Origin of the sequence: Thioalkalivibrio sp. ALE25, from assembly GCF_000377285.1 — a bacterium.
In the GTDB taxonomy this organism is placed as follows: Bacteria; Pseudomonadota; Gammaproteobacteria; order Ectothiorhodospirales; family Ectothiorhodospiraceae; genus Thioalkalivibrio.
This window is the reverse complement of sequence record NZ_KB897927.1, coordinates 61748-72368: the sequence shown is the minus strand read 5'-3', so window position 1 is coordinate 72368 and position 10621 is coordinate 61748. Positions and strand designations below refer to the sequence as shown.

The following is a 10621-nucleotide window of genomic DNA, read 5'->3' as shown; positions in this document are numbered from 1 at the left end:
GCTCGGGAAGTGCATTGTGGGAGCGGCCTTGGCCGCGAAAACGCCAGCATAACCATCGGCGGGAGCATTCGCGGGCAAGCCCGCTCCCACATCAGTCCCTGGATGATGCGTCTTTCCAGGCGGCGAGGGCCTGGTGGGCGACGCCGCCGGGGAAGCCGCGGCCGGCCAGGTGGCGGAGCATGCGGGCCTCGTCCTCGCGGGTCTCGGGGGGGCGGCGGAAGTGGCGTTCGAGCTGGCCGCGGGCCTGATCGGTCCAGTCGACCTCCAGGGCCTCGAGGGCGGCATTGACGGTATCGCTGCCGATGCCGTTGTGGGCGAGTTCGGCGCGGATGCGCTGTTCGCCGTAGCCCTGCTCCGTGCGGTGGCGGGCCATGAAGTCCGCGTAGCGGGTGTCGCTCAGGTAGTCGAGCTCGCGCGCGCGCTCGAGCGCGGTATCGACCGCTTCCCGCTCGAAGCCGCGTTCGGCGAGCTTGCGGCTCAGCTCCAGCGCGGAGTGTTCGCGCCGGACCAGCAACCGCAGGCCCGCCTCCAGCGCGGCCTCCGGGTCGGCCGGGTCAGCCTTGCTCCTCGACCGGGGCATCGACCGGATCGTCCTCCGCCGCGGCCTTGTTGCGCTTCGGCAGCAGGCGGTCGCGCAGGGTCTTTTCGACTTCCTCGGCGATGTGCGGGTTGTCCTTCAGGTACTGGCGGGCGTTCTCCTTGCCCTGGCCGATACGCTCGCCGTTGTAGCTGTACCAGGCGCCGGCCTTGTCGATCAGGCCTTCCTTCACGCCCATCTCGATGATCTCGCCGACCCGCGAGATACCCTCGCCATAGAGGATCTCGAAGTAGGCCTCCTTGAACGGGGGCGCCATCTTGTTCTTCACGACCTTTACGCGGGTCTCGTTGCCGATCACCTCGTCGCCCTTCTTGATCGCGCCGATACGGCGGATATCCATGCGCACGGAGGAATAGAACTTGAGCGCGTTGCCGCCGGTGGTGGTCTCGGGGCTGCCGAACATCACGCCGATCTTCATGCGGATCTGGTTGATGAAGATGACCAGCGTGTTGGAGCGCTTGATGTTGGCGGTCAGCTTGCGCAGCGCCTGCGACATTAGGCGCGCCTGCAGGCCGACGTGGGAATCGCCCATCTCGCCCTCGATCTCGGCCTTGGGCGTCAGCGCGGCCACCGAGTCGACGATCACCACGTCCACCGCGCCGGAGCGCACCAGCATGTCGGCGATCTCCAGCGCCTGCTCACCGGTATCCGGCTGCGAGACCAGCAGGTCATCGACGTTCACGCCCAGCTTCTCGGCGTAGGTCGGGTCCAGCGCATGCTCGGCATCCACGAACGCGGCGGTACCGCCCACCTTCTGCGCCTCGGCCACCACCTGCAGGGTCAGGGTCGTCTTGCCCGAGGACTCCGGCCCGTAGATCTCGACCACGCGCCCGCGCGGCACGCCGCCGATGCCCAGCGCGATGTCCAGCGCCAGGGAGCCCGTGGAGATCGCGGGGACGTCGACCGCCTGCTGATCGCCCATGCGCATCACCGCGCCCTTGCCGAATTGGCGTTCGATCTGCCCCAGTGCGGCGGTCAGGGCCTTCTTGCGATTCTCGTCCACGGTTTGCCTCCCGATACTTGCAGCGATGATTTCCGATCCGTTGCGGGGCGGATACGGGGCCGCAGTATCCCACAGGGCGGGGAACGACCCAACCCGGGATCCTGCGCGGATCAATGCCGGGCACGAAACCCGCCCCGAGCGGCGTCAGGCCGCCTCGTGGGCGAGCAGTTCGCTCAGGGCGTGGAGCATTGACTGCAGACGAACGGCGTGGCGTTCGCCGGGGAAATGACGGGTCGCGACGCGGGCATCCTGGCCGCGCGTCTGCCAGCCGAAGCAGACCGTACCGACCGGCTTTTCCGCGGTCCCGCCACCGGGCCCGGCGATCCCGGTGACCGAGAGGGCATGATCCGCGTCGCAGCGGGCCAGTGCGCCCTCGACCATCGCGCGCGCCACGGCCTCGCTGACCGCGCCGTGTTCCGCGATCAATTCGGCCGGGACCCCGACCATCGCCGTCTTGGCCGCGTTGGAGTACGCCACCCAGCCGCATTCGAACCACTGCGAGCTGCCCGGGATATCGGTCATCGCCTGGGCGATGCCGCCACCGGTGCAGGATTCCACGGTACACAGACGCTCGCCCCGTGCCATCAGGCGCTCGCCCAGGTCGTACACCAGCGCGGAGAGGCCGGGGGCGTCGGCTTCCCCCGAAGTCAGGATCGTGCTGCTGGATGCGGCGGTCATGGCGCGATCATCCCTCCGTATCAAAGGCGACCGCAACCCGCCAGCCGCCGCCATCGGCTGGATCGACGGCGTCGCAGCGCACCACGCGGCCGTGGCGTTCCAGCCCCGCCAGGCGGCCATCGGGACTTGGCACCACCACGCTGACATCGACCCCCGGGTCGGTCTCGCGCTGGACCACGAACGCACAGCCCGTCGCCGACAGGTCCTCCAGCTGCACCGCGACCGACTCGCCACTGGAGCGCCAGGTCATGCGCGCCTCGCCCTGCACCTGCATCCGCCGGTGATTGCGCCGATCCTCTTCCCCGATCATGTTCGCCCCTCCCTGACGTGGCGTCCGCCGCACGGCCCCGAGTGTGGCACAACATGCCAGGCCAGACCCACCTGCCATGTGGCGCGCTGCATCCGTATACTGCGCGTTTGCCCGGATCGAGCGCAGCCGAACCGATGAGCACCGCCGAACCCCTTTCCGCCCATACCCCGATGATGCAGCAGTACCTCGGCATCAAGGCCGAGTACCCGGACACGCTGCTGCTCTATCGCATGGGCGATTTCTACGAGCTGTTCTACGACGATGCCGAGCGCGCGGCCTCGCTGCTCGACATCACCCTGACCCGGCGCGGCGAGTCCGCCGGGCAGCCGATCCCCATGGCCGGGATCCCGGTGCACACCCTGGAGAGCTATCTCTCGCGCCTGCTGAAGCTGGGCGAAAGCGTGGCCATCTGCGAGCAGACCGGTGCGGTGGGCGCGCAGAAGGGCCCGGTCAAACGCGAGGTGGTGCGCATCGTCACCCCCGGCACGGTTACCGAAGAGGCCCTGCTGGAGGCCCGCAGCATCAACCGGCTGGTCGCCGTCTGCCCCGCCGGCTCGGCCGCGATCAAGGGCCGCAAGGAGGGCTACGGGATCGCCAGCCTGGAGTTCGCCAGCGGCCAGTTCCGCCTGCTGGAAGTGCGCGACGCGACCGAACTGGCCGCCGAGCTGGCGCGCCTGGACCCGGTGGAATGCCTGATCCCCGATCAGGCCGCGCCGATCCCCGGGATCGACGGATTCGCGCCGCAACGCCACGCGGACTGGCACTTCGACGGCGTCTCCGCGCGCCGTGTGCTCACCACGCACTTCGGCACCCGCGACCTCTCCGGCTTCGGCTGCGACGGCCTCGACCTCGGCATCGCCGCCGCCGGCGCCCTGCTCGCCTACGTGCAGAACCGCTACCGCGGTGATCTCGCCCACATCACCGGTCTGGCGCACGAACTGCGCAGCCAGATGCTGGTGCTCGACCCGGCCACCCGCCGCAACCTGGAACTGACCCGGACGCTCGGCGGCGAACGCCAGGGATCGCTGCTGGCCCTGCTGGACACCACCCGCTCGGCGATGGGTTCGCGCCGGCTGCTGCAGTGGCTGCACCAGCCGCTGCGCGACCGTGCCGTCATCCGCGAGCGCCAGACCGCGATCACCGCGCTGCTGGAGGCCGACGCCACCACGCCCCTGCGCGAGGCCCTGGCCGGCAGTGCGGATGTCGAACGCATCCTGTCGCGCATCGTCCTTGGCAGCGCGCGCCCACGTGACCTGACCGCCCTGCTCGCGAGCCTCGAACGCCTGCCGCCGCTGCACCAGGCCCTGACGCCCGTGGCCGGGAACAGCGACGCCCTGCAGGCCCTGCATCAGGCCCTGGCCCCGGAGGCCGACCTGAGCACCACTCTGGCCGCCGCGCTGGTCGAGGAGCCCCCGCTGCGCGTCACCGACGGCGGCATGATCCGACCGGGCTTCGATGCCGAGCTGGACCGCCTGCGCGCACTGGAGCACGACGCCGACTCGTTCCTGCGCGAGATCGAGGCACGCGAGCGCGAGGCCACCGGCATCCCCACCCTGAAGGTCGCCTACAACCGCGTGCACGGTTACTACATCGAGGTCTCGCGCACGCGCTCGGCGGAGCTGCCCGGACGCTTCATGCGCCGCCAGACCCTGAAGAACGCCGAGCGCTACACCACCGAGGAACTCAAGCGCTTCGAGGACGAGATCCTCTCCGCCCGCGAGCAGGCGATGGCCCGCGAGCGCGCCCTGTTCGACGGCCTGATCACCGAGCTTCAGGGCCGCGCCCCGCGCCTGCGCGCCATCGCCGACGCGCTCGCCGAACTGGACGCCCTCGCCTGCCTGGCCGAGCGCGCCCAGCGCCTGGACTGGCACTGCCCGGAACTGGTGGAGAATCCCGGCATCCGCATCGAGCAGGGGCGCCACCCGGTGGTGGAGGCCGGTCTGGACGCGCCGTTTGTCGCCAACGACACCGAACTGGACCCCGAAGAACGCCGCCTGCTGGTGATCACCGGGCCCAACATGGGCGGCAAGTCCACCTACATGCGTCAGACGGCCCTGATCGTGCTGCTGGCCTGCATGGGCAGCTTCGTGCCGGCCGCGCGGGCGCAGATCGGGCCGGTGGACCGCATCTTCACCCGCATCGGGGCCTCCGACGACCTGACCTCCGGGCGCTCCACCTTCATGGTGGAGATGACCGAGGCCGCGAATATCCTGCACAACGCCGGTCCCGAAAGCCTGGTGCTGATGGACGAGATCGGGCGCGGCACCAGCACCTTCGACGGGCTGGCGCTCGCGCTGGCCTGCGCCGAACGCCTGGCGCGCCACAACCGCGCGCTGACCCTGTTCGCCACGCATTACTTCGAGCTGACCGCACTGGCCGAACGCGAAGCGGCCGTGGCCAACGTGCACACCGACGCCATGGAGCACGAACACAGCATCGTGTTCCTGCACCAGGTCCGCGAGGGGCCGGCCAACCAGAGCTACGGGCTGCAGGTCGCGCAACTGGCCGGGGTGCCGGCCGACGTGCTGAAACTCGCCCGCACCCACCTGCGCGAGCTGGAGGACCGCGCCGCGGCCGCCGACTCGCCCCAGCTCGGCCTGTTCACCGCGCCCCCCGGGCCAGCGGCCGCCGAACCGGAGCCCGAGGCGCGCCCCGCGCCGGCCCCGGAAGAACGCGCCCTGAAGGCCCTGTTCGACACCCTGGACCCGGACGAGATGTCCCCGCGCGAGGCCCTGGACGCGCTCTACCGCATGAAGGACGCGCTGCGCAACCCGGATTGACGCGCTCGTTGTGCGGCCCTGAAGGGGCCGTGGCAATCCGTTTCGGGACCATCGGAATTCAGCGGGGGACCCCGCGCCGGGGTGCCCCGAGAGATCGCCACGTCGCTTCGCTCCTCGCGATGACGGTTAAAGCGATGGCCGCTCCTGGCAATGATGGATTAAGGGTAGCGTTGCGCCCTGCGATGAGGGGTTGAGGAGTGGCCACACCTTGCGGTGACGAGATGGTTCCCCTGTCATTGCGAGGTCCCGGAGGGGACGTGGCAATCGGTCCGCCGCTGGCGCGAGGCCCCCGAATGTGGCCAGGGTTCGCCCGGGATTCCCGACAGCCGCGGGGGAGGCGTTACAATGCGGCGAAATCCTGCCGGCTGTCGGTGCCACGGCCGGTTCACGCTCGGCCAGGGCGGTCAGCGGAAACGACCGGTCACAAGACTGAACAAAAAGGGAGAAACACCATGACGTTCGTCGTTATCGATAACTGCATCAAGTGCAAGTACACCGACTGCGTCGAGGTCTGCCCCGTCGACTGCTTCCACGAAGGCCCGAACTTCCTGGCCATCGATCCGGACGAGTGCATCGACTGCACCCTGTGCGAACCGGAGTGTCCGGCCGAAGCCATACTGCCGGAGGACGACGTACCAGAGGACCAGATGCATTTCATCGAGCTGAATGCCGAGCTCGCGCGCACCTGGCCGGTGATCACCGCGCGCAAGGACCCGCCGGAAGACGCCGAGGAATGGGACGGCGTCGAGAACAAGCTGCAGTACCTCGAACGCTAGCCTCGAACGCCCGCCCCGCTCGCGAGCCCCGGACGCGGCCCCGGGGCTCGTATTGGGAAGCCACTGCCGCTGCAGCTACCGTTCATTTCCCTTCTACGGTGGCACTAACACGGCCGAACACGCCCCCTGCATGATCCGCCTCGCGCGCGCTGCTCCTCGCTGAGCTGACCCTGCGCGCCGCGCGGCCGTCGGGGTGCCAGCTGGCTGGCGTATCGGGGGCACCCGACACCGGGCCATCATCTCGCCCCCCTGCCCGATGCAGGACCTCCGCATGACCGCGGGCCGATCGCCCCCGCGGACCTGTCTCGCCTGGTAGCCACCTCGTTCCATCCGGTTTTTCCCCACGATTTCCGCAAGTTGCAACTGGTTTTCCGAAAAGCCGCGCGCGAACTGTTTCAACGGCGGTACATCCGCAACCCCGATCCTGACGGTTCATCACAACCATCCCATTGTTTTCTCGATCTATTCCGGTTTTGGCGCGACTCCTGCTACCGGGTTTGGTCGTGGCGCCCATGGCGCAAAGGGCCCGGTCGCCACGCTGCCCTCGGGCGCAGTCCAACCAGCCAAAAGGAGATTCATGATGAACTTCAAAAAAACGCTTATTGCTTCCGCGATCGCACTTGCCTTCGGCCTGAGTTCCGGTCTGGCACTGGCCAATCCGACCAACACGGCGGAAGGCGAGGTCGGCGATCAGACCGCTACCGCCTCCTCGACCGCCGACAATGGCGGCGCATCCGCGAACGAGAACTCGCTGGCGGTGGCGATCAATGACTCCGATCTGTCCGACAGCTCCGACAACAGCACCAGTGTGGCCGACTCCGGGAACACCACGGTCTCGGATTCGGGCAATGACAGCTCCGACAACAGTCTGAACATCGCCGACTCCGGCAACGACAGTTCGGACAACAGCACGAATGTGGCGGACTCCGGAAACACCACGGTCTCCGACTCGGGCAACGACAGTTCCGACAACAGCCTGAATATCGCCGACTCGGGCAACGACAACTCGGACAACAGCCTGAACATCGCTGATTCGGGTAACGACAGCTCGGATAACAGCCTGAACATCGCTGACTCGGGCAATGACAACTCGGATAACAGCCTGAACATCGCCGACTCGGGCAATGACAGCTCCGATAACAGCCTGAACATCTCCGATTCGGGCAACGACAGCTCCGACAACAGCTCGGCCAATGCCGACGACAACAGTGCCGCGGCCAACAACGGCTCCACTGCCAGCGTGACCCGCGATCAGAGCGACAACTCGGACAACAGCCTGGCGGTCATGGATTCCGGCAACAACACCGCCACCGACAGCTTCAACACCATGCTGCAGGTCAACGCGGTGGTGAGCCAGAACGAGCTGTCCGGCACGGTCACCGGGAACTATGTGGACATCGCCGAGGGTGCGCGCAACATCGCCCGCAACTCGATCGGTTCCGATTCCTTCGTGGCCCCCGCCGGCATCACCCAGGTCTCGCAGAACAGCGGGGCCAACAGCCTGACGCAACAGCAGGTATCGGTGCAGGCACACCTCAATCTGGGCAACTAGTCCGTGCCACGCGGCGGGTCCGAGACCCGTCGCGTCACGGCCCTGCACTGGAGAATCCGGTCATGCGCCTCCATCCGAGATATTCGCAATCCTTGTTCACCCGATCCTTGTTCACCCGATCCTTGTTCGCCGCGATGCTGGGCACGCTGCTCCTGGCGGCCGGTTCCGCCAGCGCGGCCGACCCTCGCGACAGTCAAACAAACCTCGCCGCATCCGGCACGCTGGACCTTCAGGGCCTGACGTCGGTGGATGCCGACACCCTCAACCAGCAACGGGCGCGCCAGGGGGTCAGCAACATCCAGCTGGGCCAGGTCCACTCCCAGATCGCCCTGCATGACAACGTCGTTATGGGCGGCCATGGCGGCACCAACCTGATCGCGCCGGGCGCCTTCGACAATGCCCGCGGGTTTTCCACCGTCATCCAGAACACCGGCCATAACGTGGCCATCCAGGAATCCATGATCGTGAACGTCACGATCCACCCGTGAACATGCGGCACCACCACCTTCTGCTTGCGCCGGGGATCCTGGTGCTTGCCCTGCTGGCACCCCAGGCGCTGCAGGCCCAGGCGGGCGGGGCGCAGGTTCCCGGGATGATTGGCAGCATGAACGTCCCGGTCGAGAGCATGAAGGCCCTGCGCTTTCGCTCGGTGGTCCCGCAGCAATACGACTTCAGCTGCGGCTCCGCCGCACTGGCCACCCTGCTCAGTTACCACTACGACCGGCCCACGGTGGAAACCACCACCTTTGACGGCATGTTCCGCCGCGGTGACCAGGACCTGATCCGGGCCCAGGGCTTTTCGCTGCTGGACATGAAGAACTACCTCGGGGCGGAGGCCGGCCTGGCGGCGGACGGCTTCCGGATCGGCCTGGACGACCTGGAGGGGCTGGGCGTGCCCGCCATCGCGATGATCGAGACGCGCGGCTATCGGCACTTTGTGGTCATCAAGGGCCTGCGCGAGGGCGAGGTCCTGGTCGGGGACCCGGCCCTGGGATTGAAGAGCTACCGCCGACCCGAGTTCGAGGCGGTCTGGGTAAACGACATCCTGTTCATCATCCGCGAAGAGGTCGAGCGCGCCCGCGCGAACTTCAACGCCCCCCATACGTGGGCTGCCATCACCCGCGCACCCGTCGAGGACGGCGTGGTGCGCCGCGACCTGGCCAGTTTCACCCTGAATCTGCCACGGGCCCGGGAATGGTAACGCCCATGATCCCCATATCCCCGCAGCGATCCGATGCCTCGCCCCCCCGAGGGCCGCGGACCGGTTCGACGCTTGCCCGCCTGGCGCTTTGCATCCTCGCCGTCGGCCTGCCCGTCGCGGCCCAGGAACTGGAAACGCTTCCCGGCGCGGGTGACCCGCGGGTGGTCGCCGATGCGGTGCTGGCCGAGCAGCGCGGTGGCTTCTTCGGCCGCGACGGGCTGCAGATCGCGATCGGCCTGGAACAGATCACGGCCCTGAATGGCGAGATCCTGCACCAGAGCACGCTGCATCCACTGGGAACCCTTGGCGCCGCGACGAGCCACCCCTCCGCCGGTCGCATCACGATTCTCAACGCGACGGCGGGCCTCCCGGCACAGACGTTCGTCTCGGAAACGGCCAGCGGCCAGGGCTGGGTCACGACCATCCAGAACCAACTGGACGGTCAGGCCATCCAGCACCAGACAATCCTGCAACTGGAGCTGCGCAACCTGCAGATGCCGCGCAGCGACCTTGGCCGGGCCCTGGAGCAGCAGCTAACCGACGGCGGTCGCGGCTGGTAGCCCCGCCGCCGTCGTTCGCGGCAGCGATCTCAGAAACGCATCGGCACCCGCACGGTCATCTGCACATCGGGCGCGGACTCGGTCACCCCCACCCCCAGCGAGAAGTTCAGGCTGGTGCGTTCAGTCAGGCGATGCGACACCCCCCACAGCAGCGTCCCCACCTGGCGCCGACCAAACACGGGCTCCAGCCCGGGATCGTTCTCCACGCGGGTCCGAAACACCACGCTGTGGTCATAACCCAGGCTCATCGAGGTACGGTCATTCAGGCTGATGGCCATGCCGAGGCTGGCGCCGAAGGCGTCCCCCGGATCCACCGTGCCGTAGTCCGGTCCCACATCCCGCTCGATATTCCACAGATAGCTGACGTTCGCGAACAGTACGGCGGGATCGGTCGGGTAGATCATGGTCACGCTGGGCTGCACGGCCCAGAAGCCGGATCCGGTGGGCTGTTCCAGGAAGATCTCGCCGAGCCGGTTCCCGTCCTCGTCCACGATCCGGCGTCGATCCACCGAGAACGGGTCCGTCCCGGTGCGGCTCTTTGCCTTCAGATTGCCGATAAAGAAAGGGCGCCCGCGATCGGCGGTGTTGAACTGGTAGGACAGCCCGAACTCGACATCCCCCAGGCCGCTGCCGGTGGACCCGGTCACCCGCTCCAGCTCCGTTCCTTCCAGGATGTCGCGCCGGCGCACCTGCTGTTCGCGGTAGACCCAGGGAATCTTGAGCCCGACCTCGAGCCGGTCGGTGAGCCCGTACCGCAATGCCACAGCGGCCGTCAGCGTGTCCCGTTCCGTCTCGCTGACATCGATCAGCCCGATCGCCAGGGCCGGGATGATGGTGAAGCCCTCGATCGAGACATCCAGCGCGCTGCTGTGCACATAGGCGAGCGAAGGCTCGATCACCCATTGCCCCTGCGGCGTCAGCATGCCGCGCTCCTCGAAAACCGTGACCTGTGGCCCGGTGTCGCGCGGTGCATCACCGACCGCCTCGCGACCCTCCTGCGCAACCACCGTGGCCGAAAATCCCAGCAACAACGGGCCGACCATCAGCCCCGCCCCCCTCCTCCCGATCCAAGTCCCGTCCACGGTCATTCTCCCGGCCCCGCAAGGGGGCAACGAATACAGGAACCCACAGCCCGGTCACGCCGACCGGGCCTTGCGCGTCCC

The 10621-nt window shown here is 67.8% G+C and carries 11 protein-coding genes; 6 read left to right on the top strand and 5 right to left on the bottom strand.

Features of this window, described 5'->3' with window-relative positions; all coding sequences use genetic code 11:
* Positions 1-91 precede the first annotated feature (91 nt).
* The 4 genes from C996_RS0103230 to C996_RS0103215 all read right to left on the bottom strand — a co-directional run bounded on the left by C996_RS0103230 (position 92) and on the right by C996_RS0103215 (position 2589).
* The gene (locus C996_RS0103230; protein WP_018866031.1) at positions 92-580 is read right to left on the bottom strand and encodes a regulatory protein RecX; all 489 of its coding nucleotides are present in this window, start codon (positions 578-580) and stop codon (positions 92-94) included.
* On the bottom strand, positions 555-1601 hold the full coding sequence (gene recA / locus C996_RS0103225; protein WP_018866030.1) for a recombinase RecA: 1047 nt from the start codon (positions 1599-1601) through the stop codon (positions 555-557). The genes C996_RS0103230 and recA overlap by 26 nt, the downstream gene beginning before the upstream one ends.
* Positions 1602-1745: 144 nt before the next feature.
* Positions 1746-2279 (bottom strand): CinA family protein, encoded by a 534-nt coding sequence (locus C996_RS0103220; protein ID WP_018866029.1) that lies wholly within the window; start codon positions 2277-2279, stop codon positions 1746-1748.
* A 7-nt stretch (positions 2280-2286) separates the two neighbouring features.
* Positions 2287-2589: a PilZ domain-containing protein gene (locus C996_RS0103215; protein ID WP_018866028.1), complete on the bottom strand. Its 303-nt coding sequence runs from the start codon at positions 2587-2589 to the stop codon at positions 2287-2289.
* 134 nt (positions 2590-2723) lie between these two features.
* Between C996_RS0103215 and mutS the strand changes: the two genes are divergently transcribed.
* The 6 genes from mutS to C996_RS0103185 all read left to right on the top strand — a co-directional run bounded on the left by mutS (position 2724) and on the right by C996_RS0103185 (position 9458).
* Complete coding sequence (gene mutS, locus C996_RS0103210) at positions 2724-5369, top strand: DNA mismatch repair protein MutS (protein ID WP_018866027.1); 2646 nt, start codon at positions 2724-2726, stop codon at positions 5367-5369.
* A gap of 452 nt (positions 5370-5821) precedes the next feature.
* Positions 5822-6145, top strand: a complete 324-nt coding sequence (gene fdxA, locus C996_RS0103205; RefSeq protein ID WP_018866026.1) for a ferredoxin FdxA — start codon at positions 5822-5824, stop codon at positions 6143-6145.
* A gap of 580 nt (positions 6146-6725) precedes the next feature.
* Complete coding sequence (locus tag C996_RS0103200) at positions 6726-7697, top strand: hypothetical protein (RefSeq protein WP_018866025.1); 972 nt, start codon at positions 6726-6728, stop codon at positions 7695-7697.
* Positions 7698-7831: 134 nt separating this feature from the next.
* Positions 7832-8185, top strand: coding sequence for a hypothetical protein (locus C996_RS0103195; protein ID WP_018866024.1), 354 nt, complete (start codon positions 7832-7834; stop codon positions 8183-8185).
* On the top strand, positions 8182-8898 hold the full coding sequence (locus C996_RS0103190) for a C39 family peptidase (protein WP_018866023.1): 717 nt from the start codon (positions 8182-8184) through the stop codon (positions 8896-8898). The genes C996_RS0103195 and C996_RS0103190 overlap by 4 nt, the downstream gene beginning before the upstream one ends.
* Before the next feature lie 80 nt (positions 8899-8978).
* Positions 8979-9458 (top strand): hypothetical protein, encoded by a 480-nt coding sequence (locus C996_RS0103185; protein ID WP_038035606.1) that lies wholly within the window; start codon positions 8979-8981, stop codon positions 9456-9458.
* Between the two features lie 29 nt (positions 9459-9487).
* Here the strand turns inward: C996_RS0103185 and C996_RS0103180 are convergent, their stop codons facing one another.
* Entirely contained in the window at positions 9488-10501 is a 1014-nt protein-coding gene (locus C996_RS0103180) for a transporter (protein WP_018866021.1), read from the bottom strand.
* Positions 10502-10621 lie beyond the last annotated feature (120 nt).

Excerpts from the sequence above, each read along its gene's own strand:
- C996_RS0103230 (WP_018866031.1), bottom strand. The coding sequence starts at position 580 with ATGCCCCGGTCGAGGAGCAAGGCTGACCCGGCCGACCCGGAGGCCGCG.
- C996_RS0103220 (WP_018866029.1), bottom strand. The coding sequence starts at position 2,279 with ATGACCGCCGCATCCAGCAGCACGATCCTGACTTCGGGGGAAGCCGAC.
- C996_RS0103215 (WP_018866028.1), bottom strand. The coding sequence starts at position 2,589 with ATGATCGGGGAAGAGGATCGGCGCAATCACCGGCGGATGCAGGTGCAG.
- mutS (WP_018866027.1), top strand. The coding sequence starts at position 2,724 with ATGAGCACCGCCGAACCCCTTTCCGCCCATACCCCGATGATGCAGCAG.
- fdxA (WP_018866026.1), top strand. The coding sequence starts at position 5,822 with ATGACGTTCGTCGTTATCGATAACTGCATCAAGTGCAAGTACACCGAC.
- C996_RS0103200 (WP_018866025.1), top strand. The coding sequence starts at position 6,726 with ATGAACTTCAAAAAAACGCTTATTGCTTCCGCGATCGCACTTGCCTTC.
- C996_RS0103195 (WP_018866024.1), top strand. The coding sequence starts at position 7,832 with ATGCTGGGCACGCTGCTCCTGGCGGCCGGTTCCGCCAGCGCGGCCGAC.
- C996_RS0103180 (WP_018866021.1), bottom strand. The coding sequence starts at position 10,501 with ATGGTCGGCCCGTTGTTGCTGGGATTTTCGGCCACGGTGGTTGCGCAG.